The sequence below is a fragment of the Protofrankia symbiont of Coriaria ruscifolia genome (genome assembly GCF_900634745.1).
Lineage (GTDB): Bacteria > Actinomycetota > Actinomycetes > Frankiales > Frankiaceae > Protofrankia > Protofrankia californiensis.
Window position 1 is genome coordinate 1 of sequence record NZ_CAAAFR010000101.1, and the last position, 22,599, is coordinate 22,599.

General features: G+C 68.9%; 22 protein-coding genes and 1 riboswitch. Of the genes, 9 read left to right on the plus strand and 13 right to left on the minus strand.

Annotation, left to right across the window (positions count from 1 at the left end):
- The first annotated feature begins 169 nt into the window (after nt 1–169).
- Genes CV1CTNOD_RS25735 through CV1CTNOD_RS25745 form a run of 4 tightly spaced genes read left to right on the plus strand, consistent with a single transcriptional unit; the run spans nt 170 to nt 4,263 of the window.
- Nucleotides 170–460 carry a hypothetical protein gene (locus tag CV1CTNOD_RS25735; protein ID WP_207386404.1) on the plus strand — a complete coding sequence of 97 codons (291 nt, stop codon included), beginning with the start codon at nt 170–172 and terminating at the stop codon, nt 458–460.
- A 36-nt stretch (nt 461–496) separates the two neighbouring features.
- Nucleotides 497–3,361 carry a DegT/DnrJ/EryC1/StrS family aminotransferase gene (locus CV1CTNOD_RS12875; RefSeq protein WP_131786353.1) on the plus strand — a complete coding sequence of 955 codons (2,865 nt, stop codon included), beginning with the start codon at nt 497–499 and terminating at the stop codon, nt 3,359–3,361.
- Nucleotides 3,348–3,956: a hypothetical protein gene (locus tag CV1CTNOD_RS25740; RefSeq protein ID WP_207386405.1), complete on the plus strand. Its 609-nt coding sequence runs from the start codon at nt 3,348–3,350 to the stop codon at nt 3,954–3,956. Before CV1CTNOD_RS12875 ends, CV1CTNOD_RS25740 begins: the two co-directional genes overlap by 14 nt.
- Before the next feature lie 55 nt (nt 3,957–4,011).
- Entirely contained in the window at nt 4,012–4,263 is a 252-nt protein-coding gene (locus CV1CTNOD_RS25745) for an ROK family protein (protein WP_207386406.1), read from the plus strand.
- Between the two features lie 153 nt (nt 4,264–4,416).
- Here the strand turns inward: CV1CTNOD_RS25745 and CV1CTNOD_RS12885 are convergent, their stop codons facing one another.
- Nucleotides 4,417–5,400 (minus strand): NAD-dependent epimerase/dehydratase family protein, encoded by a 984-nt coding sequence (locus CV1CTNOD_RS12885; protein WP_131786354.1) that lies wholly within the window; start codon nt 5,398–5,400, stop codon nt 4,417–4,419.
- Between the two features lie 251 nt (nt 5,401–5,651).
- Here CV1CTNOD_RS12885 and CV1CTNOD_RS12890 point away from each other — a divergent pair, with 251 nt between their 5' ends.
- Nucleotides 5,652–5,948 (plus strand): DUF1876 domain-containing protein, encoded by a 297-nt coding sequence (locus CV1CTNOD_RS12890; RefSeq protein ID WP_131786355.1) that lies wholly within the window; start codon nt 5,652–5,654, stop codon nt 5,946–5,948.
- A 121-nt stretch (nt 5,949–6,069) separates the two neighbouring features.
- Here the strand turns inward: CV1CTNOD_RS12890 and CV1CTNOD_RS12895 are convergent, their stop codons facing one another.
- Both CV1CTNOD_RS12895 and CV1CTNOD_RS12900 read right to left on the minus strand, forming a co-directional pair.
- Complete coding sequence (locus CV1CTNOD_RS12895) at nt 6,070–6,840, minus strand: DUF4394 domain-containing protein (protein ID WP_131786356.1); 771 nt, start codon at nt 6,838–6,840, stop codon at nt 6,070–6,072.
- Nucleotides 6,806–7,150 carry a metallopeptidase family protein gene (locus CV1CTNOD_RS12900; RefSeq protein WP_131786373.1) on the minus strand — a complete coding sequence of 115 codons (345 nt, stop codon included), beginning with the start codon at nt 7,148–7,150 and terminating at the stop codon, nt 6,806–6,808. Before CV1CTNOD_RS12900 ends, CV1CTNOD_RS12895 begins: the two co-directional genes overlap by 35 nt.
- 197 nt (nt 7,151–7,347) lie before the next feature.
- On the opposite strand from CV1CTNOD_RS12900, the gene CV1CTNOD_RS12905 reads away from it, so the two are divergent.
- Entirely contained in the window at nt 7,348–8,307 is a 960-nt protein-coding gene (locus tag CV1CTNOD_RS12905) for a S1C family serine protease (RefSeq protein WP_131786357.1), read from the plus strand.
- Here the strand turns inward: CV1CTNOD_RS12905 and CV1CTNOD_RS12910 are convergent.
- The 8 genes from CV1CTNOD_RS12910 to CV1CTNOD_RS12945 all read right to left on the minus strand — a co-directional run bounded on the left by CV1CTNOD_RS12910 (nt 8,304) and on the right by CV1CTNOD_RS12945 (nt 16,819).
- Nucleotides 8,304–9,521: a PP2C family protein-serine/threonine phosphatase gene (locus CV1CTNOD_RS12910; protein ID WP_131786358.1), complete on the minus strand. Its 1,218-nt coding sequence runs from the start codon at nt 9,519–9,521 to the stop codon at nt 8,304–8,306. The two genes, CV1CTNOD_RS12905 and CV1CTNOD_RS12910, sit on opposite strands and share 4 nt — an antisense overlap.
- Nucleotides 9,522–9,705: 184 nt before the next feature.
- Entirely contained in the window at nt 9,706–10,419 is a 714-nt protein-coding gene (locus CV1CTNOD_RS12915) for a peptidoglycan-binding protein (RefSeq protein WP_347402930.1), read from the minus strand.
- Between the two features lie 460 nt (nt 10,420–10,879).
- Nucleotides 10,880–11,482, minus strand: a complete 603-nt coding sequence (locus tag CV1CTNOD_RS27830; protein ID WP_347402931.1) for a C40 family peptidase — start codon at nt 11,480–11,482, stop codon at nt 10,880–10,882.
- 140 nt (nt 11,483–11,622) lie between these two features.
- Nucleotides 11,623–11,788, minus strand: a riboswitch (cyclic di-AMP (ydaO/yuaA leader).
- 540 nt (nt 11,789–12,328) lie between these two features.
- Entirely contained in the window at nt 12,329–12,757 is a 429-nt protein-coding gene (locus CV1CTNOD_RS12925; RefSeq protein ID WP_131786361.1) for a cold-shock protein, read from the minus strand.
- A 57-nt stretch (nt 12,758–12,814) separates the two neighbouring features.
- Complete coding sequence (locus CV1CTNOD_RS12930; RefSeq protein ID WP_131786362.1) at nt 12,815–13,006, minus strand: hypothetical protein; 192 nt, start codon at nt 13,004–13,006, stop codon at nt 12,815–12,817.
- Between the two features lie 26 nt (nt 13,007–13,032).
- Entirely contained in the window at nt 13,033–15,129 is a 2,097-nt protein-coding gene (gene tkt / locus CV1CTNOD_RS12935; protein ID WP_131786363.1) for a transketolase, read from the minus strand.
- A gap of 304 nt (nt 15,130–15,433) precedes the next feature.
- Nucleotides 15,434–16,363, minus strand: coding sequence for an SPFH domain-containing protein (locus CV1CTNOD_RS12940; protein WP_131786364.1), 930 nt, complete (start codon nt 16,361–16,363; stop codon nt 15,434–15,436).
- Between the two features lie 24 nt (nt 16,364–16,387).
- Entirely contained in the window at nt 16,388–16,819 is a 432-nt protein-coding gene (locus CV1CTNOD_RS12945) for an NfeD family protein (RefSeq protein WP_131786374.1), read from the minus strand.
- A 195-nt stretch (nt 16,820–17,014) separates the two neighbouring features.
- On the opposite strand from CV1CTNOD_RS12945, the gene CV1CTNOD_RS12950 reads away from it, so the two are divergent.
- The gene (locus CV1CTNOD_RS12950; RefSeq protein WP_131786365.1) at nt 17,015–17,548 is read left to right on the plus strand and encodes a ferritin-like domain-containing protein; all 534 of its coding nucleotides are present in this window, start codon (nt 17,015–17,017) and stop codon (nt 17,546–17,548) included.
- A gap of 58 nt (nt 17,549–17,606) precedes the next feature.
- On the opposite strand, the gene CV1CTNOD_RS27360 is transcribed toward CV1CTNOD_RS12950, so the two are convergent.
- Together CV1CTNOD_RS27360 and CV1CTNOD_RS12955 are read right to left on the minus strand one after the other, a co-directional pair.
- Nucleotides 17,607–17,735: a hypothetical protein gene (locus CV1CTNOD_RS27360; RefSeq protein WP_278043905.1), complete on the minus strand. Its 129-nt coding sequence runs from the start codon at nt 17,733–17,735 to the stop codon at nt 17,607–17,609.
- 404 nt (nt 17,736–18,139) lie between these two features.
- Entirely contained in the window at nt 18,140–18,607 is a 468-nt protein-coding gene (locus CV1CTNOD_RS12955; RefSeq protein WP_131786366.1) for a hypothetical protein, read from the minus strand.
- 402 nt (nt 18,608–19,009) lie between these two features.
- Between CV1CTNOD_RS12955 and efeU the strand changes: the two genes are divergently transcribed.
- Together efeU and efeB are read left to right on the plus strand one after the other, a co-directional pair.
- Nucleotides 19,010–21,139, plus strand: a complete 2,130-nt coding sequence (efeU, locus tag CV1CTNOD_RS12960; RefSeq protein ID WP_131786367.1) for an iron uptake transporter permease EfeU — start codon at nt 19,010–19,012, stop codon at nt 21,137–21,139.
- A gap of 76 nt (nt 21,140–21,215) precedes the next feature.
- Nucleotides 21,216–22,586 carry an iron uptake transporter deferrochelatase/peroxidase subunit gene (efeB, locus tag CV1CTNOD_RS12965; protein ID WP_131786368.1) on the plus strand — a complete coding sequence of 457 codons (1,371 nt, stop codon included), beginning with the start codon at nt 21,216–21,218 and terminating at the stop codon, nt 22,584–22,586.
- Nucleotides 22,587–22,599 lie beyond the last annotated feature (13 nt).

Genomic DNA, 22,599 nt, shown 5'->3' on the forward strand with positions numbered 1-22,599 from the left:
CCTATATTCATTGGTGATCAGTCCAGATCAACCATTTCTTCTTAATACGCTACGTCGTGCGCCATTGAATCGACATAATCATCTGGAAAGCCAGCACGTCAGCACATCGAGGTAGACCATCGTGTCGACAGATATTTCGGCCGTCCGTCGCCTACGAAAGGAACTCGCCATGGGTCAGACCCAGCCCGTACTGTCGCACGACTCGGCGCTGCCGAAAAATCCCGAAGGAATACCGGCGGTCTCCCTGGACCAGGCGCACGCCCCTACCAAGGTCCTGGCGCACAAAGAAATGATCCGTAAACTCGTGAATGGCGAGGAGATCCGCCCGATCCACATGCGGATCGGCATCATGGGTGCCTGCAACATGCGATGCAACTTCTGCAACTTCCACTCCCCGAACGAGGAAAACTTCTACGACCTGTTCTCCTTCAAGGACTCGATAAAAACCGATTTCGTCTGACCACCCGCTCCGTCCGATCGACCAGAAGGATCGCCGGTGCAGAGTTCCCGACTACGACGCAGGTTCGCCGATGAAGTTGCGCTGTGCCATACGTCGTCCGAGCGGACCGACCCGGCCGGCCAGGCCCGGCGGATCCGCTCCGCCGTCGCCCGGCTCGCCCACGTCGACATCGGCTCCGCCACCCCGCTGGAGACCGTACGGCGGATCGCCGGGGAGCTGCCGGGGCTCCGGATCGAGGAGTACGAGCTCCGTTCCCCGGCGCGAGATGGCATCCGGGCGGTGCTGCTGGCGCCCTCCGGACCGCCCCGTCCCCGGCCGGCGGTGCTGGTCAGCCCAGGCCGGCGGGCGGTCCTGGAGCAGGTCATCGGGTTACGGCCACCCGACCACCCGGACCGCAACATCGCTGAGCGGTTGGCCCGGGCCGGGCTGCTCACCCTGACCGTCGACTACGGACTCGACGGCAGCCTGCCAGCCGCCCTGCTCTCCGGCCGGGACGAGGCCGCAGCCCTCACCCAGGCATTCAGCCTCGGCAGTCAACCGCTGCTGGGCGCGCTGGTCGAAGACGCCCTCGGCGCGCTCGGCTGGCTGCGCGGGCACCCGGACGCCGACCCGGACCGGATCGGGCTGTTCGGCCACAGTCTGGGCGCCGCCGTCGCCCTGCACACCACTCTGCTACAGGATGGCGAGCCACTCCCGCTCTGCGCCGCCAGCCACCTCGGCAGCTACCCGCTGCTCCACGGCGAACTCCTCAGCGGCAACCCGGTGGCCATGCTCCCCGGCATCCTGCGCCACGCCGACCTGTCCGACCTCTACGCCGCTCTCTGCCCGGCACCACTCCAGGTCCAGTACGGCACCACCGACCCGACGCTGAGCCGCCAGGACACCGAGTCGGCCGCCGAACAGCTCCGCAAGGCCTACGCGCTGGGCGCCGCCCAACACCGGCTGGAGGTCCTCGGCCTTCCCATGGGTCACGCCACCGACCCCGACCGCGCCACCGCCTTCTTCCTCGACGCCCTCGGCAAGGACGGTGCCCGGCCCGCCGTACCGGTGCCAGCGCTACGGCTCCGGTTCGACGTCACGGCCCGCCGCGAGGTGACAGACCGGGTCGACGAGGCGCTGGCCTCCGGGGCACTCACCCTCGGCCCGCAGCTCGCCGAGTTCGAGGCCCGGGCCGAACCCTGGGTGGGTCGGGAGGCGGCCGCGGTCAGCTCCGGCTCGGCCGCGCTGGAGATCGCCTTCCGTATCATCGGGGTGGCCGGCCGCAGCGTACTGGTCCCGGTCAACACCTTCTTCGCCACCGCCGCGGCCGCCGTCCGCGCCGGGGCCGTCGTGGACTTCGTCGACATGGAGCTCGACGGCCTGGGCCTGGACCCCGGGTCGCTGGAACGGGCCCTGGACCGGCACCCCGATGTGGCGGCTATCGCCGTGGTCCACATCGGCGGCGTGATCTCCCCCGCGATCCACCAGGTCGCCGAGACCTGCCGGGCCCGGGGGATCCCGCTGGTCGAGGACGCGGCGCACGCCTTCGGCTCCCGTCTCGACGGGGCTCCGGCCGGCACCTTCGGTGCCTACGGAGCGTTCTCGCTCTACCCGACCAAGGTTCTGACCAGCGCCGAAGGCGGCATCCTGACCGCCCCCGGCCCCACCGAACTGGACACCGTCCGCCGGCTGCGGGACCACGGCAAGGTGGCCTACGAGGCAGGCCTGCACGACTGCCCCGGCAGCAACTGGCGGATGAGCGAGGTGCACGCGGCCATCGGTCTCGCCCAGCTGGAGCGCTTCGACGCGGCGACCCGTGCCCGGCAGGCGCTCGCCGCCCGGTACGACGAACATCTGTCCGGGGTGCCCGGACTCCGCCGGCCCGGGACTTTCCGCAGGCCCGCTGGTTCGCCGCCCACCACATCTGCCTGCCCCTCTACCCGTCGATCACGCCCGACCAGCAGCAACGCACTCTGGCCGCCATCCGTACCGAACTTGCTCACCTCTCCTGACCCGTCCCCCACCCCACAGGGAGCAGACACTGCGATGACCACGGCACGTCCGGTGACGGTGCTGACCTCCAACGGGGCGGCCATCCCCTTCAACGACACCTATTTCGCCCCGATGACGGACAGCTCCGAACTGCTCGCCGAACCCGCCGCACTCCGTGAGCGGCTGCGCCGCGACGGCCACCTCCTGCTCCGCGGAGTCCTCGACCCGGACGAGGTACTGCGGCTGCGCGAGCAGTACTTCGCCCGGCTCGACCCCGGATTCCTCGCCCCCGGGACACCACCCGTCGGCGGCGTCTACTCGGGCACCGTGCCCGCCGGAACGGCGGAGTACGGGGTGCCCGGCCACCCGGCCCACAGCTTCGTCCGCTCCCCGGAGTTCCAGCGGTTCAGCGACCAGCCGGTGCTGCGCCAGCTCGCCGAAACGCTTCTGCAGGGCGTGGTGCAGCTACTGCCACGGAAGATCGTCCGCCACTTCTACCTCGGCTCCCTGCGCGCCTCCCGCGCCCACACCGACTACGACTACATGACCAGAGGCAGCGAACATCTGGTCACCACCTGGATCCCGCTCGGCGACTGCCCGCTCCCGATGGGCGGCCTGATCTACCTCGAACGCTCCCACACGCTGGCCCCCGACCAGCTGGCCCCGCTGCACGACGTCACCGACCGCCCCCACGACCTCCGCCCGATCAGCCACGACCTGCGGTGGACGGCGGAGCGGACGGCCCGCCGCTGGCTTTGGGCCGACTACGCCACCGGCGATCTCACCGTCCACACCCCGCACATCGTCCACGCATCCCTGGACACCGACACCCGCCGGATGCGTCTCTCCGCCGACCTCCGCTTCCAACTCACAGGCACCCGCACCGACGCCCGCTGGACCCAGCCTTGGTCCGCTGATGACGGCGCCTGACCGGTCGTCTCACGCGCCGGCGGCTGCCGGTGGCGCCGCCCCGGCCGGCCTGGCCGCCCCCGGCGGGGGTGCCGTGCCGGTGTTTCGGCGGGGTGAGTGGTACGACTCGCTGGACTCCGCCCCGCTGCCCGGCGGCGGGGGATGGCGGCTGTCGCTGGTCCCCCGGGCCCTGGTCGCCGCCGATGCCCGGCGGTCCCGTACGACTTCTGGCCCCCGACCGGACCACGCCCAGCGGCTGCGGATCCTGCGCCATGCCCTGGACCTCTTCGACCAGGGCGCACTGCCGATCGGCAGCCTCGGCAACCAGGAGGCCGCCGGTTTCCGGGCAGCGATGACCTCGGTCGCAGGGCTCCCGGAGCCGCTCACCGAGCAGTGGATCACCCTGCTCCGCGTCACCACCGGTCCCGACGCCACCCCCGGCGGCAGAGGAAGCCGTCGACATCGACGGCGCCCGGACCGCCGTGGTGATGCTCTCCGGCACCGCCATCGGCTCCGCCTACCTCCACCAGGGTCGAGTGGTGTGAGGCTGCCGGAGCTGGGCCGGCGAGGTCGGCAGCATTCCAGTACCCACCCCGCAGGGCGTACGCCGGCTTGACGAACTGGCCGGCGGCGCCGCGATCGTACAGGCCGCCGCTCTGCCTCCGGCCCAGGTGCACGCGGCGCTCGCCGCCGGAAATCCCGCTGTCCGGGGCGTCGTCGACGCAGCCGGGGATGCCTTCGGGCTAGCCATGGCCACCCTGCTGAACATCGTCAACCCCGACGTCCTCCGGGTGGCCGGCGGCACCCTCAACTACCCCGGCTACTGGGACACCCCCCTGGCCACCGCCCGCGCCCACACCCTCCCCGAGCTCTGGGCCGCCTGCACCGTGGCCCGCATCCAGGCCCCGGACCTGTGGTGGTAGCCCGAGGCGCCGCCCGTCTGGCCGCCGCCTCAACCGCAGGCGCCACCTGGCCCGCCCAGTACCTCTAGCCTCGATCTTTCGTGCGCTCAGCAGACAACCGGTATCGAACACCCTCCGAGTGACCCGGGACTTGGGTCTCCGACGGCGTGAAGATCATGATTGCACCGCCTTTGGCCCCCTAGCGGCGGCGATGGTATGGCGGACACCTTCGTCGAGTGGGGTGGGTTTCCAACCGAGTTCGCGTTGTGCTTTGGTCGAGTCGGGGACGGCGTTCCACAGCAGGAACTGGAGCTGACCTCGCGCCATCAGCGGTGGCCGGTGGGTCACCCGCGCGACCGCCTCACCGGCCGCGGCCACTGCCGTCGCGACGCCGACCGGCATGGTCGCCAGCGGGGCTCGGCCGCGCCCGGTGACCGAAACCACCGTCCGCGCAAGCTGCATCAGCGTTGCGTGCTCGTCGCAGAAGATGTAGCGCTGTCCGGGTCGGCCCCGCTCCGCCGCAAGCAGGTGACCATGGGCCAGACCTTCGGTGAAGACGACTCCGAACCCACCCGGCGGTACGGTGGGAAGCAGCCCGCGTAGCACCAGCCTGAAAAGCTTCTCCAGCGACGCGCTGCCAGCCGGGCCAGGTCCATAGACCGTGGCGGGGTTGGCAAACACGATCTCCATATCGCCGGACGCGTCGAGCACCGCACGCTCCGCCCGCTGTTTCGACCGTTCGTAAGCCGTGCGCCTGGGTGTGACGGCGAGCCTGCTCTCCTCGAACCGACCGCCGGGTGGCGCGTCGAACACGTCGATCGTGCTCGTGTGCACCATCCGCCGCACCCCGGCCGCCGCGGCTGCCCGGGCGACATTCGCCGACCCGTCAGCATTGACCCGTCCGAACAGCGACTCGTCGGGCAGCCACTGCTCCGGCAGCCCCATCGCGTTGAAGACGAGATCGCAGCGGTCCACTGCAGGCTCCAACGAGGACGGGTCCGTGACGTCACCGGTCACGAGCTCGAGATCGTGCGGGAGGACAGCCTTGGCTCTGGCCGTGTCACGGACGAGCACGCGCACCTCGTGACCGGCCAGCCGGGCGGCCCGGGCGACCGCGTTGCCGACCTTGCCGGTGCCACCGGTGACCAGCACCCTCACCCGGCCGACTCTACGACTACCGCGGTACGACCGCCCTCCGGAAGGCCGCTCGGGCGACGACCGCGCCACCCGAGCACCCGGCCGGAACAGCGTCCTGGCGGCCCGTACCGGTTACGGACGCGTTCGCGGCGGCCATCAAGTCGTGCCAGGCTAAAGGACCGGAGGCAGCGCGATCATATTTTTCTCGCGCTGCCGGCGACTGGGTCCCCAGGCCACTGAGAGCCGTGTGCTGAGGAAGGCGGCGACCGATCATGATCCGCACCAAGAGGTGGACAGTCGATGTGCTCCTGACCGAGGATGACGGGCACACCCGCGCGGAGGCCGCATTGCGTTCGGACGCTGAACGCGAGCTGCGGGGCGTCGGACACGCGCGGCGGCACCCCACCGACACCGAGGTTCCCGAGATCGGTGATGAGGTCGCAGCCTCCCGCGCGCTGTCCGAACTGGCCCACCGGCTCCTCGACGTCGCGGCGGGCGACATCGAGACGATCACACACCAGACGGCCCATCTGCGCATGCCACAGCACCATCAGGGCGTTCGTCCGTGATTCGTCCGTGACCGGCGCCGGCCCGGCAAACCCGCAACGATGAGAGGAACGGATGCGGCCCCCGGTGTCCATGGTCGACCGGGGGCCGCGAACGGGGAAGAGACCGCGAACGGATCCGCCGTTACGGCTGCACGGCCACGTCGGACACCACGGTCCCGGCCGGGAACTGCCCGATCGGATCGGCGTGCCCGGTGAGCAGGTTGACCGAGTACAGACCGTACTGGCCCGCGACCGACAGCGTCGCGAACCCGATGGAACCGACGGAGACGCCAGTGTTGTCGAGCGAGCTGTAGATGTCGAAGCCGGCGTTCAGGTCCGCGTTCACGCCGAGGTTGCCGGTCGCCACGAGGACGCCGGTGTTCGGCGGCGACTGGATCGCCAGCTGGTCGAGATTGGTGTCGATGTCGAACAGCGTGGTACCGGTCGTGAGGCTGGTGTCGTTGTTGGTGTAGGCGATGCCGGTGACACCGAGGGCGGAAAGCGCGGTGTCCCCGGTTGTCACGTGGGCCACGACGTCGTGGCGCAGGTTCAAGCCTGAGTCGCTGACAACGCGCAGCAGGCCGTTGACAGGATTGAAGTCGACGCCGAAGGCGACGAAACCGGCCGGCGGAACGCCCAGGTTGGAAACCGCGGTGGCCGCCCCGGTGGAGGTGTTCAGCGTGTAGACACCACCGCCGTTGCCCACGCCGTAGAGCAGTCCGTCCTGGGGCCGGTAGTCGATCCCGACGAGCGAGGTGTCGGGACCGACAAGTCCGGTGACGGGCACAGCCGGTCTCGCGCGTTCCGGGGATCGGGTGGAGGACGTGTCGTGAGGGCCTTTCCCGGGCCCCGCCCCGCGGAGCCGCCGCGGGCGGGTCCTACTCCCAGCCGAGCTCGGCAAGCCGCCGGTCATCGATGCCGAAATGATGGGCCACCTCGTGGATGACGGTCACCCGCACCTGCTCCACGACCTGCGCCTCGGTCTCGCCCATGTCGCAGATCGACTTTCGGTAGATCGTGATCCGGTCGGGCAGCACCCCGCTGTACCGGTCGCCTCGTTCCGGAAGCGGCACACCCTCGTAGAGCCCGAGAAGTCCCGGCAAAGGTGGCTCGTCCTCGACGAGGATCGCGATGTTGCACATCTGACGACCGAGCTCCGGCGGCAGGCTGTCCAGCGCATCGGCCACCAGGGCCTCGAACCTGTCCCTGGACACCTCGACCACGTCGGTGAACCTCCCGTCGAACCCGAAACCGCCGATCGGCACCGTCTCACCCGTCTTGGCGTCGACCGGCGCAGGCAGAGAGCGTCGCCCGCCCCCGCAGGCGGGCAACCAGCACGGGAACGACCAGGCGCGGGAACATTGTCCGCGCTCCCCTGCTTCTAATGACGTAATCATGTAAGCAACACGGGGAGGTCGGGATGCAGGATCCGCTCGATGCCTACTCGCAGGTGGTCACCCGGGTCGCCGCAACCGTCTCCCCCGCTGTCGCGAGCCTGAGGGTACGGACGCCGCGCGGCGAGGGAGCCGGATCCGCCGTGGTCTTCACCGACGACGGCTTCCTGCTCACCTCGGCCCACGTCGTCGACAGTGGATCGGGGCGCGCGGAAAGGCCCGGTATGGGCGGCGTGATGGGCACGGCCGAGTTCGCCGACGGCACCCACACCGACGTGGACGTGATCGGCGCCGATCCGCTCTCCGACCTCGCGGTTCTGCGCGCCCGCGGCAGCACGCCACCACCGGCGGCACTCGGTGACGCCGCCACGCTCGCCGTTGGTCAGCTTGTCGTCGCGGTGGGAAATCCCTTGGGCCTGACCGGCAGTGTCACCGCGGGAGTCGTCAGCGCGCTCGGCCGGTCGCTTCCCACCCGGGCCGGCGCCACCGTCCGCGTCATCGACGAAGTGATCCAGACGGACGCAGCGCTCAACCCTGGTAACTCCGGAGGTGCGCTGGTCACCGCTGACTGCCACGTCGTCGGCGTGAACACCGCCGTCGCCGGGATCGGGCTCGGGCTCGCCGTCCCGGTCAACGCCACCACCCGTCGCATTCTCGCCGCGCTCATGCGTGACGGCCGGGTGCGACGTGCCTATCTGGGGGTTGCCAGCACCGGGGCGCCGCTGCCACCGCATCTGGCCGAACGGTTCGGCCGGCGACACGGCGTGCGACTGGCCGAGGTCGTCGTGAACAGCCCAGCCGGTCGCGCCGGCCTGTTCGCTGACGACCTGGTGCTCTCCGTCGCCGGGCAGCCGGTCGCCGCCCCCGGGGACCTGCAGCGACTGATGACCGAGGAGACCATCGGACGTCCGCTCGAGCTGACCGTGTGGCGGCGCGGCGCACTCGTCGACGTCATCGTCGTCCCCCAGGAACTGGCGCTCACCTAAGTCGACGTCGCCTCGCTCACGCCCGGCCGGGAACCTGGAACTGGACCGGTGCCCGGCCGGGCGTGGGCAGCGGCGGGTACGTGTGCCCGGGTACGTGCGCTCGATGGGCTGACATCCCCCTCCGCCTCGCCGCCGCCGGCAGCGTCCTCGTGCTCGGATACAACCTCCGCGACCAGCAGGGCGACGTCGTCGTTCAGCGACGAGGTGGTCCAGCGCCGCAGTTCGCGCACGAGCGTCACCAGGCAGTCATCGAGAGAGGCCTGCCGCAAAGCGGACTCAACAGCGGGGATGAGGGGGAAGAACTCGCCGTTGCCGGGATTACGCGCCTCGGTGAGACCGTCGGTGTAGAACAGCAGCCGGTCGCCCCGCTCCAGCTGGTGCCTGGCGATGGCGGCACCGTCGGTCCCCAGACCGAGGGGCGGCTGGCGGACGGCGACCGGTACCAGGCGCGGGACACCGTTGCGGAGCAGGACCGGATCGGGGTGACCTGCGTTGACCATCAGGAGCCGGCCCTGGTCGATCTGGGCGAAGACGGCGGTGACGAAGTCCTCCGGGCCTGCGACCTCGACGACTTCCCCGTCGAGAGCGGCCACGACACCGGCGGGGTCATCGGTGTTACGAGCGACCACTCGGAAACAGCCGAGCACCCGGCTGGCGATCTGGATGGCGTCGAGGCCCTTGCCGCGCACGTCACCGACCAGTATCCGCGTACCCCACATACTGTTGACGACCTCGTACAGGTCGCCACCGACACTCGCCTCCGCCGCAGCACTCTCATAGCTCGCTGCCAGACGGAGCCCGCCGGACGAGGCCGGCACAGCGCTGAGGATGGCGCGCTGTGCCACCTCCGCCACCCGGGTTATCTCTCTCAGCTTCGTCTCACGCCGGGTCCGGTCGTGGCTGGCCACGACCGCGATGACGCCTCCCACCGCGACACCGGCCAGACGGATCGCCTGAGCTGCCGGACCGCCACCATAGTCGCCGTTGTAAAGATCCGTGCGAACTCCGAGCAGGCTGGCCAGTAACAGCGCCGCCAACGCATAGACCGTGGTTATCCGAGGGCCGGTGAGGATGGCGGCGAGCATCGGGCTGACAACCGTCAGCGTAAGAACTATATACCTCCCGTGACCGGCCAGATGTAGAGCGACCACGGCCATGAGCACCAACAGCGGGGCGAGGCGAGGCACCCAGCCTGTTGATCGTAGCCGCGGCATACTCGCTCGTCTTCCACCGGGGAACCGAGCGAAACCTGCCGGCACACAGTGTGCCCGTTGTCCGTCTGCTCCGGCCCGGCTGACCGGCCGGTCAGCCGGGCCGGAGCAGACGACGGGTCGGCCACGGACAACGGAATTTCCAATTCCACATTGTCAATCACATATTGTCAATCACACGAAACCGTCAGCCGCACGGGAACAGCCGGGCGTGAGTGCGTGCGCCGACTATACCGTCAACTGCAAGTCCGTGCTGTCGCTGGTATTCCTTCACCACCCTGGTGGTCTGCGGGCCGAATTTCCCGTCGACGGCAAGAGAATATCCGAGGTCGGCCAACCGTCGCTGTATCCTGACGACCTCGGTACGCAGGCGACTTCCGTTTCTTATGGCCACACCGGGCTGACCACCGGACAATGGGGCCGAACAGTCCTTGTTGGTGTAGTGGATCCCGGCGACAGGCGGGACCGGAGTGCTCGGTCGTGATACCCGTGTGGTCGTCGGGTGGACGCTCACAGCGGCCGCGGCGGCATTACCCCGCGTCAGATAGCGGCGGTAGGAACCGTTGGTGTAGGCACCCCACGCACGCACACCCTGGCTTTCACACACCTTCTTCGCCGCCAACGCGTTGGTGGCGGGATCGAACAGGTTCCGGCCCGCCAGCCAGCTCGCGTGGGCCCGCACGTTGATCTGCCAGAGTCCGCGGGAGTCCTCGCCGCGCGGGTTACGCGCGTTGGCGTTGCCCCCGGACTCCGCGAGAGCCACCGCCACCCAGGTGCTCAGCGGCACCCCCTGGCAGCTGGGCAGTCCCGCGTTCATGCCGACACGGGCGATGGTCGCGTCGGGAACGATGGCGGAAGCGGACGCCGGACTCGCGCCGGCCGGGGCCGCGGTCAGCACCATTCCAGCCGCTGTTCCGATGAGCCCGACAGTGGTTGCTAATGCGGCGCCAGTGCACCGGCTCTGCTTCCTGTGCCTTCCTTTGGCCATACTCAGACATCTCACCTAAAGGTATCATTGAAGTGGCCCGTACTGTTTCTTCTGGTAGCGGTACTGGTACACCGTTTCCAGCGTCGAGCACGCCGTCACCAGGATCGTCCAGCCTTGTTCCGGACGGCGGTCAGGCACCGTTCAGGCCAACTGTTCAGGCCATGCGAACCATTCGTTCAGGCCATTATTTCGGGCCATGCGAACCGCAGATGACGTGCTTTCTCGACGTCCGCTACAGGACTCGTGCGGGGCTCAGGAAATGGCTGCCTGATACCGACAGAAAAACAATTCACGGCGTTACCGGTTCGCAATTCCCTGCGCTACCGGTTCGGGGTGATAAAATGCCCGGGACTGCTCACCCGGGGCAGCGGTCTCACCTGATACGACCGACCAGGTAGTTGTTGGTGTAGACCTTCTGGAGCCTGACCACGGCTCCGCTGTGCGGGGCGGCCCACATCATTCCGTTCCCCGCGTAGATCCCCACGTGATGGATACTTCCCGGCCGACCGAAGAAGATGAGGTCACCGGGCTGCTTGGCGTTCTTCGGTATTTTCTGGGAGGCACCGTACTGGGCATTGGACACCCGCGGAATACTGCGGCCGAGCTGTTTGTAGATGTAGCGGACGAGGCCGGAGCAGTCAAATGCCCGCGGGCCCTCGGCACCCCACACGTACGGCTTGCCAGCCTGCTTCGACGCCAGATAGACGACCTTCGCCCCGAAGCTGCTGGAGGACGTCGAAAAACTCACCGGTTGCGCCGACGCCGCCCCCGTGGCGGCAGTCGGCGACGAGGTCGCCGACCAGGTGGCCGGAGTGATCGCGAAGGTGGCCGGTCGGACACCGGCCACAGTGGTCGTGGCGGCGTCGGTCAAGCCTGTCCCGTTGACCCCGTTGACCCCGTTGACCCCGTTGACCCCGTTGGCCTCCAGCCCCCGGTCGTTCGCCCAGGCCGGGGCGGCCAGACCGGAGAGGGCCACGGTTCCGGTGGCCGCGGCGGCAACCGCCGTACGTGCCGATATCCGGCCAAAGGTGGACCGGGTCGTCCGCGCACGATGACGACCCCGCCTGGGATGTTTTACGGCAGCCGAACCTGAATTCACCTGATATGCAGGCAACGATGATCCTTCCCATACGCCTGCGAGGTTAGCTGTCGGGTTCGGGCCGGGAAGCCCGGTCGGCGCGCGGGAACGCGCAGCCGACTTCACCCCAAGGACGGCGCCGCGGTGGCGACATCCGGCGGAAGGAAGGTGGGTCCCCCGCTTCTGTCCTGGCGATTACTAGTTGGAGACGCCGGACCATGGACAGAACTCGGCGTGTGGTCCGGTGCCGTTGAGAACTCGGCCAACGTAGCGAACTACTTTCGGTAGTCGCAAGTAGCAGTTTTCTCGGCATGTCGGCGCAAAATGCTTACCCTGCGTATCATTTGCACAAGCCGTCTCAGGGCAGCTGCCAGGACAACACCGGTAAGCCGCAGCGTGGCAGGGCTGCGCACCATTGCCGGGGTCCTCCGGTGCGTATCGTGAAGCACCCGGCACAGACCGGCAACGACATTTTTCTCTGCCACCGTGTTCCTCTACCACCGTGTCCCTCTACCACTGTGCGATCCGGTCCCGCACGGGCCCGCGTCCACGGATATCCGTCCACGGGGTATCCCGCCTTCCCTTCCCCGGCGGGCAGCTTCAGGATCCCGGCAGGGCGGCGCCGGTGGGCCGTTGCGGCCGGAACACCCATATGGATCGAGATCGATGTGGTCAGTAGCGCACAGGGATCACCGCGAAGCGGGAGATCCCCGCCTTCGCCGGTACCAGCGCCGTTCGAACCGATCAGGATTCGACCCAGCCACGCGCCTGCGCGAGGCTGGTGAGCCGCTGCCGTATCTGGTGTATTTGACTGCCGGTCAGAGTCGGTACCGATTCGATAAGCGTCTCTGTCAGCAGGTGCCGGAACTCCCCGATAGTGAGGACGTCGCACATCTCGTCGTCGTCAGTACCCGGGCGCCCGACGTTCGTGCTTTCGGAATGCGACAGCAACGGGCGGGCCGGAACCCGACGGACAAGGCGGACAACCGACGCCTTCGGGCCCCTGTCACTCTCCTCCGCCTCGAACTCCACCAGCGTTCCGGGCTGGAACAGGTGTTTCTCGTCCTGAAGATCGTTCGCGTGCATGAAAATATCGTCGCCACCGGCGTCAGGTGCTATAAAACCATAGCCACGAATTCCGTCGAAACGCAAAATTCTACCAGTACCCACCACGTCTACCCCTGTAGAACCTCTGTGCCAGCTAGCTCCAACACCCCCCAACCATGGGGTTCACTCACACTCCCAGTTGCGCATGGCCAGGTCAAGCCGACGCACGAACCACAACAATGATCGACAAGAAGTGATCGACAAGAAGTGATCGAGGAAACGCCCGGAGCCGGTCAGGGGCGACTCGTCAACCATCTGACCGGCTCCCAGCGCGGCCTGCCCCGGTGGCCAGCAGGCCACCGGAAACGCAATCATGCTTTTCGCGCTCGTGGCCCTGAGGTCTACGCCGGATCGCGGAACGTGTGGACGGCGGCAAGGCACTGCTTGGCGACGCTGACGACCGCCTGCGGGGTGAACCCGAACTTGGTCTGCAACGCCCGTAGCGGGGCGGACGCGCCGAAGGTCTGCATACCGATGATCGCCCCGTCGGTGCCCGCGTACCGTTCCCATCCGAGCGTGGAGGCCTGTTCGACCACGACGCGCGCGCGGACCGACGGTGGCAGCACCTGGTCGCGGTACTGCGCGGGTTGCCGGTCGAACAGCTCCCAGCACGGCAGACTGACCACGCGGGCGCGCACACCCTGCGCGGTCAGCTCCTCGTAGGCGGCCAGGGCCAGGTGCACCTCACTGCCGGTGCCGATCAGGATCATCTCGGGATCGCCGTCGGGGGCATCGGCGAGGACGTAGCCCCCACGGGCAAGCCCGGACGCGGCAGCGTAACGGGTCCGGTCCAGCGTCGGCAACGCCTGTCGGCTCAGGATGAGCGCGGCCGGCTCCCGCCGCAGACCCATGACGACCCGCCACGCCTGCGCAACCTCGTTGGCGTCGCAGGGACGGATCACCAGCAGGCCGGGGATGGCCCGCAGCGAGGCGAGCTGCTCGACCGGCTGGTGCGTCGGCCCGTCCTCCCCGACCCCGATGGAGTCGTGGGTGAACACGTGGATGACGGGGATCTCCATCAGCGCGGACAGTCGCAGGGCTCCACGAGCGAAGTCGGAGAAGATCAGAAAGGTCGACCACAGCGGCCGCACCTTGCACAGGGACAGCCCGTTGGCCACCGCGGCCGAGGCGTGCTCGCGGACGCCGAGGTGCAGGTTGCGCCCGCCCGGCTCGCCGGCCTGGAAGTCCCCGGCTCCCTCGAAGGTCAACCGTGTCTTCGTGGACGGAGCAAGATCGGCAGAACCGCCGACCAGCCAGGGCACGTTGCCGGCGACGGCGTTGAGGACCCGGCCGGAGGAGTCCCGCGTGGCCAGGCCCTTGTCGTCGGCGGGGAACTCGGGAATGTCGGCGTCCCAGCCGTCGGGCAACTGCCGGTGCTGCATCCGGTACAGGTGGTCGGCAAGGTCGGGATACGAGCTGCGGTAGCGGTCGAACAGGGCCATCCAGGTGTCCCGCTCGGCCCGGCCCCGCTTTCCGACACCGGCGGCGAAATGCTCGTACACCCCCTCGGGGACGAGGAAGTGCGCGTCCTGCGGCCAGCCGTAGAACCGTTTCGTCGCCCGGATCTCCTCCTCCCCCAGTGGCTCCCCGTGCGCCGCCGCAGTGCCCTGTTTGGTGGGGGCGCCGAACGCGATACGGCTGTCGACGATGACGAGGGTCGGGCGGTGCTGTTCGCGGCGGAACGTCTCGAACGCACGGCCCAGGGTCGTCCGGTCGTTCGCGTCGCCGACGCGGGCGACGTTCCACCCGTAGCCGATGAACCGGGTGGCCACGTCCTCGGTGAACGCCAGGTCGGTGCTGCCCTCGATGCTGATGTGGTTGTTGTCGTAGATCCAGCACAGGTTGGCCAGCCGCAGATGACCGGCCAGCGACGCCGCCTCGGCCGCGATCCCCTCCATGAGGTCACCATCACCACACAGTGCGTACACATCGTAGTCGAACATGTCGAAGCCGGGCCGGTTGAACCGCGCCCCCATCCAGCGTGCGGCGATGGCCATGCCCACCGATGTCGCCGCGCCCGTGCCCAGCGGCCCCGTGGTCGCCTCCACCCCCGACGTCCAGCGGTACTCCGGATGGCCGGGGCACTTCCCGTCCAGCTGCCGGAACCGTCTGATGTCATCGAGGGTGACCGACAGCTGGCCGAGTGTCTCGTAGGCGGGGTTGACCGCCTTGACCCGGGCCAGGTGCAGCATCGCGTACAGCAACGTCGACGCGTGCCCCGCCGACAGCACGAAACGGTCACGGTTGGGCCAGATGGGATCGTCGGGGTCGAACCGCAGGAACTCCTGCCACAGGGTGTAGGTCACCGGCGCCATGGCCATCGGGGTGCCCGGATGCCCGGACGCGGCGGCCTGCACGGCGTCCATACACAGTGTGCGGATCGTCGCGACGCACAGGTCGTCCGCGTCGGTGATGGTCGGCTGCTCGGTGAACGTCATGTACATCCTTTGTCAACATAGGACGCCCACAACGTTTGTCGCAGGCGCTCGAGGTCCAGTAGCCGCGCCGGGGCCGCGACGCAGCTCGATCGTCTCCGCCGTCAGCTCCCGAACCGGGCGAGCCGACCATCCGCTGCGGTCAGGAACTGCTTCTGCGACCAGCTCGACAACCTAGATCGTATCCGGCGGTCACGGACCCTTGCCGGACGTCGAGGCCTTGCAACCACCGCTGTGGCCTTGCTCCCAGTTTCAGCGAGGGCCTGTGGTCTCAGCGGGAGCCTGCACATCGCGCGGACGGGCACCGTCAGCGTGCCTCCCCGCCGTCCCCGCCATTCGCCCGTTCCGGCCTATCCGGCCTATCCGGCCGGTCGGCAAGGCCACCGAAGGCGGCGAGTCCCCCGAACGCCCTGGTCAGGTCGCTGGGGACGATCCACACCTTGTTCGCGTCACCTTCGGCGATGCGCGGCAGGATCTGCAGGTACTGGTAGGCGAGGAGCTTCTGGTCGGGGTTACCGTCATGGATCGCCCGGAACACCGTGGCGATGGCCTCGGCCTCACCCTGCGCGGAGAGGATCTTCGCTTCCCGCTCACCCTCGGCCCGCAGGATCGCGGCCTGTTTCGCGCCCTCGGCGCGCAGGATCTCACTCTGTTTGACGCCCTCCGCCGACAGGATCGCCGCCCGGCGGTCCCGCTCGGCGCGCATCTGCTTCTCCATCGAGTCCTGGATCGACGGCGGCGGCTCAATGGCCTTGAGCTCCACCCGGTTGACCCGGATGCCCCACTTGCCGGTCGCCTCGTCGAGCACACCGCGCAACCTGGTGTTGATCTCATCGCGGGACGTCAGGGTCTGCTCGAGGTTCAAACTGCCGATCACGTTGCGCAACGTCGTGACGGTGAGCTGCTCGATCGCACTGATGACGTCAGCGATCTCGTAGGTGGACGCGCGCGGATCGGTGACCTGGAAGTAGATCACCGTGTCGATGCCCACGACGAGGTTGTCCTCGGTGATCACCGGACGGGGCGGGAACGTCACCACCTGCTCGCGCAGGTCGACGCGTTCCCGGATCCGGTCCACGACGGGGATGACGATGGCAAGGCCGGGGGTGAGGGTCCGGTGGTAACGGCCCAGCCGCTCGACCACGATCGCCCGGGCCTGCGGAACGACCCGCACCGCTCGGGCCAGGAACACCACCAGCACCAGCACGACAACCGCGGTGGCGATCAGCCCGGCCATCAACGCCTCCCGGTCTTAAGCCCGCTACACCTGCGCGGGGTGGACGACGGCCGTGGCGCCGTCGATGCGTAGCACGCGCACGCTCGTGCCCGGCTCGAGGATCTCTCCGTCGATCGTCGCGCGGGCCGACCACACCTCGCCGCGGATCCTGACGCGGCCGCCCCCGTTGACGGGTTCCAGCACGACACCGGTCATACCGATCAGCGCGTCGGTGCCGGTCGCGACGTCCGGCGACTGGTGCAGGTGACGGCGCGCAACCGGCCGCAACCCCAGCAGGAGCACGCCGGAGGCTGCGACAAACGCCATGAGCTGGACGACGAGACCACCGCCAACCCCGGCGACGATGCACGCCGTGAGCGCCGCGAGCGCGGTCATCCCAAGGAGGAGGGAAAGCGTGAGCATTTCGCCCACACCAAGAATCCCGGCGATCACCAACCACCACAGCCACGGCGGCATGACTGCCATGGTAGCCGCAGCATGACCTCAGGTGTGAGAGCGGACGTCCGGCTCCGGCGTCCCGCTTCGGCGTCTCGTTCCCGACGCCTGCGTTCCCGGCGTGCGACGGCAGTCGCATCCAATCGGGCTCCGCTGGTGTCAGCACCGCGTGCCGTGGACAGGACGGACAGCAACCTGTCGTGTGAAGGAGCGGTGATGACGGACTTCCTGATCGATGTGACGACCCTGCGGGAACACGCCCGCGAGGAGATCGACAAAGGTCCGGTGACGGACGCCTACGGCGCCGATCTGCACCGGGTCCTCGACGTGTGCAACCAGGCGTTGGCCACCGAGCTGGTGTGCGTCCTGCGGTACAAGCGGCACTACTTCACCGCACAGGGCCTCGCCTCCGCCCAGGTGGCTCCCGAGTTCGCCGAACACGCGGCGGACGAGCAGGCCCACGCCGACCGGATAGCCGCCCGCATCACGCAGCTCGGCGGCGAACCCGACTTCAACCCGCAGACACTGACCACGCGCTCCCACTCCCAGTACGACGCCAGCCACAGCCTGCTGGAAATGGTACGGGAGGATCTCGTCGCGGAACGCATCGCGATCGCCTCCTACACGGAGATCATCAACTGGCTCGGCGACGATGATCCGACCACCCGCCGCATGTTCGAGGGAATTCTGGAACAGGAGGAGGAACACGCCGACGACCTGCGCAACTTCCTACAGAAAATGGACCCGTGAGAGTCCCGGGTCGCTTCGTTCGCGGGGCAGCCCAACCCCTCACCCAAGGTGGAGGAGCCTAGTCGACGTCGTTCACGGACAGGTGTTCCCACATTCCGGCCAACAAGGTGGAGGCGAGCGCCGCAGGCTCGCCGTCCGCCCTGGCGATCACCAGTGACCCGGTGACCACAGCGGCAGCGCCCGCCACGGCTGGACGTGGGTCTCGGCGCTCGCCAACAGCCGCAGGCGCATGCCACGGCCGTCACACCGGCCGCACCATCCCCCGATGCTTCCAATGGCTCACTCATGGTCCGCCATGCGAGGGATCTCGCCTGTCGCCTACCGGGCTGTCCGGCGGGATCGGACAGCCGGAATGCACGGCGGAATGCACGGCGGGTGGCGCGGAGCAGGGCACGGCTGGGCAGATGCTGCCAGCTGTGCGGTTCTGTGGGTGCACGGGTTGTCGGAGACTCCGGCCGGACCAAGGCCTCCTCTGATGACGGCACGCACGTGACGACGAGCCCACGACAGCTCCATGCCCTCGTGGAGACCTCACACGGGCATGGGACACCACCACGGACCTTCACACAGGCATGGACACCGTCTGCAACATCAGGCTCCGGCACCGGGCGGATATGCACCCGCGGCTCCGGAAACGGCGACCGACGCGCGCGACAGCGCGTCCGCCGCCTGGGACAGCGCGCTGTAGGAAAGGTTCGCGGCAGCGCTGGATATGCTCTCGGCGCTGTCCTCGCCCGCACCGGTATTCGCACCGGCGCCGGTATTCGCACCGGCACCGAAACCGGTGGCGCCGGTATCCGCGACAGTGCCGGTACTGGCGTTGGTCGCGAAGGAGATGGCGTTCGTGGCACCGGAGAGAGCACCGATGGAAAGACCCGCGGCAGCGCGGAAGATCTCGGTGGCGCTCGTGTCGACACCGGTCTCGGCACCGGTCTCGGCACTGGTTTCGGCACCGGCGGGGAAGGAGAAGGACGCGCTGGCAGGAGCCGCACCGAGAAGCGTGGCGAGCGCCCCGGTAGCGGTGAGGACCCAGGCACGGCGCAGGGCTCTGGCGGTCATGCTTGCCCCCAGCAGATATCCGTAGTGTCGATCTATCTCCTGAAAAGTAGACCGTCGGCCGGGGCCGAGAGGCCCAGGAACCGCCACTGTGGTGATGATCTCTGCCCCCGGGAGCTGGGCCTGCGGCCTCCAGCGGCCGCAGGACTTCCGGCCTCCCGAACCTCCCGGATCCGGCAGGAAAGCCGGACTCGAGAAACATGATCGCACCACCTTCGGCCCTCTCGGCAGCGCCCGCGCCGTACTCGCGCCGCGCGCACAGCTCGTCGATCGGCGTCCGGGGACTGTCGTACCTGCCCACCTACCGTGATGGCACGGACATTCAATTAGGTGAGCCTTACTTGTTCTTCTGATACCTTCCCCTAGGCGAACGGTGACGATACGGCTATAGCGGAGGTAGCGGACGTGTGGGCCGACCTTGTTCCGAACCTGCTCATCGGGTTACGCGAGGGTTTCGAGGCAAGTCTGATCGTTGCGATCCTGGTCGCCACGCTCGTGCGCGCCGACCAGCGCGCCCGCCTTCCCCAGATCTGGACGGGGGTACTCGCCGCCGTCGCGCTCTCGGCGAGCTTCGGCGCGGTCCTCACCTTCGCGGCCGCCTCGATGTCGACCGCGGCCCAGGAGGCGTTCAGCGGCGTGCTGAGCCTGGTGGCGGTCGGCTTCGTCACCGCGATGGTCTTCTGGATGCGACGGTCGGCGCGGGCCCTGTCCGGTGAGATCAAGGGCAGGGTCACGGCCGCGCTGGCGCTCGGGCCGGGCGTGTTGATCCTCACCGCGTTCCTGGCGGTTGCCCGGGAGGGTCTGGAGACCTCCCTGTTCGTCTGGACGACCACCCGAGGCGCGGACGAGTCGGTCGGACCGCTGGTCGGCGCCACCGCCGGGATCGCTCTTGCCGCCGCCGCGTGCTTCGCCATGTATCACCAGACTCTGAAGATCGACCTGGCGAGGTTCTTCACGATCACCGGCATCGGGCTGATCGTGATTGCGGCCGGCGTCACCGGTTACGGCCTGCACGACCTGCAAGAAAGCAACCTCCTACCGGGTAACGAGACCACGGCGTTCGACCTGACCGCCACCGTCGGCCCGAGCGCCTGGTACTCCAGGCTCACCGAAGGCATCCTCAACCTCACCCCGCGGATGACCGTGCTCCAGGTCGTCGGCTACCTCGCCTATCTGGTCCCGGTGCTGGCGCTGTTCGTCCGGGGTGCCCGCCCCGCCGCCCCGGCCGGCCAGACGCCGCCGAGCGTCTCGACAGTCGAGGCGGCCGGAGCGACCGAGGCGGAGGCGGAGGGAGAGGCTGCGGCGGAGGCGGAGCTAGGGCCGGTCCCGGGCGAGCCGGTGCCCGGCGGGGTGGGGCGGGCACCTCGGGCAGTACCCCGCTGGGTGCTTCCGGTGACCCTGGTCGCGGTGCCGGCCATCGCCGCCGGCACCGCGATCCTCGCGCTCGGCCCGTCCGACGACGTCCACGGGACAACGATCGAAGTGGCCGCCGGCTCCTGCGCCGCCGGCTGGGACGCGCCGCAACCCGGCCGGCAGACCTTCACCGTCCGTAACACCGGCGGCCAGAGTGCGGAGGTCCGCCTCATCGACCCTGCGAGCGGGGCGATCCATGCCGAGATCGAGCTGCTCGCACCGGGCACCAGCCGGGACCTGTCGGCGACCGTCGGCGGCGGCACCTACGCCTGGCAGTGCCTGCCCGACAGCGACCCGCCCATCGTCTCGGCGAGCCGGCAGGTGGCCGGCTCGAGCGCCGGCGGCCAGGCGATCATCCCGGTGACGGAGGAGATCATAAGCGCGCCGGTGGACGCCTACCGGGCGTTCGTCACCGCCGGCCTGGTCACGTTGCAGCGCAACACTGACACGGTGCGCGCGGACGTGGAGGCCGGCGACCTCGACGCGGCCCGCCGCGACTGGCTCACGGCCCATCTCGACTACGAACGCCTCGGCGCCGCGTACGGCACGTTCGGCGACTCCGACGCCGCGATCAACGGGCGGCCCGACGGCCTGCCCGGCGGCGTCGCCGACGAGGACTTCACCGGCTTCCACCGCATCGAGTACGGGCTGTGGCACGGCGAGAGCGCGGACTCGCTCAAGCCGCTGGCGGCACGGCTGGCCACCGACGTCGCCGAGCTGGGCAAGGCTTTCCCGACCCAGGAGTTCGATCCGAACGACCTGGCCCTGCGCACCCATGAAATCCTCGAGAACACCCTGCAGTTCCAGCTCACCGGCTCCACCGACCAGGGCAGTGGCAGCGTGCTGGCCACCGCGAGCGCAAACACCGACGGCACCCGCGAGCTTCTCGAAATCATTTCTCCCCTGCTCACGACACGGGCACCGGACGCGCTGGCGGCGGCCGAGCGCCGCCTGGACGCCTTCGCGACGCTCCTGCGCCAGATCGGCAACCCGGCCGGAACCTGGATCGCCCCCGACCGTCTCCCCCTCGCCGACCGGCAGCGGTTGAACGGCAGTCTCGGGGGGCTGCTGGAGACCCTCGCGCCCATCCCCGACGTCTTGGAGATCAGAAGCACCGGATGAACCGGACGGACTGGACGAACCGGCCCGACCTCCCCTACCGCGACCGCGACATCCCCGACCTTCCGGAGCACCGCCGATGACCGAAACACCCGAATCATCCGAGCCGTCCAAGGCCTCCGCATCGCTCGAGGCCTCTGGGGCGTCCGCGCCCTCGGGGCGTCGGCAGCAGGCGGAGCACAGCGGCCGGGTGACCCCCCGGCGCCGCGCCGGCCTTCCCGGCGCCGTGCTTGGACGCAGGTCCTTCCTTGCCGGGGCGTTGGCCACGGGCGCCGCCGCGGGTGCCGGGGGTACGGCACTGGCCGCCACCACCGGTGACGACCAGGACGGCAAGAGCGGCAAGGACCCGGGCCAGACGGTCGGCTTTCACGGAGCCCACCAGGCCGGGATCCTCACGCCACCACCGGCGGCAGCGATGTTCGCCTCCTTCGACGTGATCGCCACGGACCGCGCCGGGCTGGCCGAGCTGCTTACAACAATCACCGAACGTGCACGCTTCCTGACCTCCGGCGGCATCCCGGTCGATCTCGGCACGACCGCCCCGCCGTCCGACAGCGGTATCGTCGGTCCCACGGTGTCCCCCGACGCGCTGACCGTCACCGTCGGGGTGGGCGCGTCCCTGTTCGACAGCCGGTTCGGCCTGGCCGAACGCAAGCCGCGGCGACTCACCCCGATGCGTACGTTCCCCAACGACGCTCTGGACCCGGCGCACTGTCATGGCGACCTCAGCCTGCAGCTGTGTGCGCACAACCGCGACACGGTGCTGCACGCGCTGCGTGACATCGCCCGCCACACCCGCGGCGGCATGCAGCTGCGCTGGCGCGTCGACGGCTTCCAGAACCCGCCCCGGCCGTCAGGAGCCCAGCGCAACCTGCTCGGCTTCAAAGACGGCACCGCCAACCCGGACGTGACCGACGCCGCCGAGATGGACCGGCTGGTCTGGGTGCACGGCGGCGACGAGCCCGCGTGGGCCGAAGGTGGCTCCTACCAGGTCATCCGTACCATCCGCATGCTGGTGGAGTTCTGGGACCGGGTTTCGCTCAACGAGCAGGAGACGATGATCGGCCGGCGCCGGGACACCGGAGCCCCGCTGGACGGCACCGCGGAAACCGACATACCGGGCTACGCCCACGACCCCGAGGGCAACGCCATCCCGCTCGACGCGCACATCCGGCTGTCCAATCCCCGCACGCCGGCCACGGACAGCTCCCGCATCCTGCGTCGCGGCTACAACTACGACCGGGGCATCGACAGCAACGGCAACCTGGACATGGGCCTGGTCTTCTGCTGCTACCAGCAGGACGTGGCCCGGCAGTTCGAGGTGACGCAGACCCGGCTCATCGACGAGCCGCTGGTCGACTACATCAGCCCTACCGGCGGCGGTTACTTCTTCGTCCTGCCGGGTGTCCGGGACTCCTCCGACCACCTCGGCCGCGCACTGCTCGCCTGACCTCCGGCCTGAC

Coding starts and splice junctions, on each gene's coding strand:
- CV1CTNOD_RS12955 (WP_131786366.1), bottom strand. CDS start 18,607: ATGACCGCCAGAGCCCTGCGCCGTGCCTGGGTCCTCACCGCTACCGGG.
- CV1CTNOD_RS12890 (WP_131786355.1), top strand. CDS start 5,652: ATGATCCGCACCAAGAGGTGGACAGTCGATGTGCTCCTGACCGAGGAT.
- CV1CTNOD_RS12905 (WP_131786357.1), top strand. CDS start 7,348: ATGCAGGATCCGCTCGATGCCTACTCGCAGGTGGTCACCCGGGTCGCC.
- CV1CTNOD_RS12950 (WP_131786365.1), top strand. CDS start 17,015: ATGACGGACTTCCTGATCGATGTGACGACCCTGCGGGAACACGCCCGC.
- tkt (WP_131786363.1), bottom strand. CDS start 15,129: ATGACGTTCACCGAGCAGCCGACCATCACCGACGCGGACGACCTGTGC.
- CV1CTNOD_RS12910 (WP_131786358.1), bottom strand. CDS start 9,521: ATGCCGCGGCTACGATCAACAGGCTGGGTGCCTCGCCTCGCCCCGCTG.
- CV1CTNOD_RS25740 (WP_207386405.1), top strand. CDS start 3,348: ATGACGGCGCCTGACCGGTCGTCTCACGCGCCGGCGGCTGCCGGTGGC.
- CV1CTNOD_RS12945 (WP_131786374.1), bottom strand. CDS start 16,819: ATGCCGCCGTGGCTGTGGTGGTTGGTGATCGCCGGGATTCTTGGTGTG.
- CV1CTNOD_RS12940 (WP_131786364.1), bottom strand. CDS start 16,363: ATGGCCGGGCTGATCGCCACCGCGGTTGTCGTGCTGGTGCTGGTGGTG.
- CV1CTNOD_RS25735 (WP_207386404.1), top strand. CDS start 170: ATGGGTCAGACCCAGCCCGTACTGTCGCACGACTCGGCGCTGCCGAAA.
- efeB (WP_131786368.1), top strand. CDS start 21,216: ATGACCGAAACACCCGAATCATCCGAGCCGTCCAAGGCCTCCGCATCG.
- CV1CTNOD_RS12895 (WP_131786356.1), bottom strand. CDS start 6,840: ATGACCGGCGGCTTGCCGAGCTCGGCTGGGAGTAGGACCCGCCCGCGG.
- CV1CTNOD_RS12930 (WP_131786362.1), bottom strand. CDS start 13,006: ATGATTGCGTTTCCGGTGGCCTGCTGGCCACCGGGGCAGGCCGCGCTG.
- CV1CTNOD_RS12915 (WP_347402930.1), bottom strand. CDS start 10,419: ATGGTGCTGACCGCGGCCCCGGCCGGCGCGAGTCCGGCGTCCGCTTCC.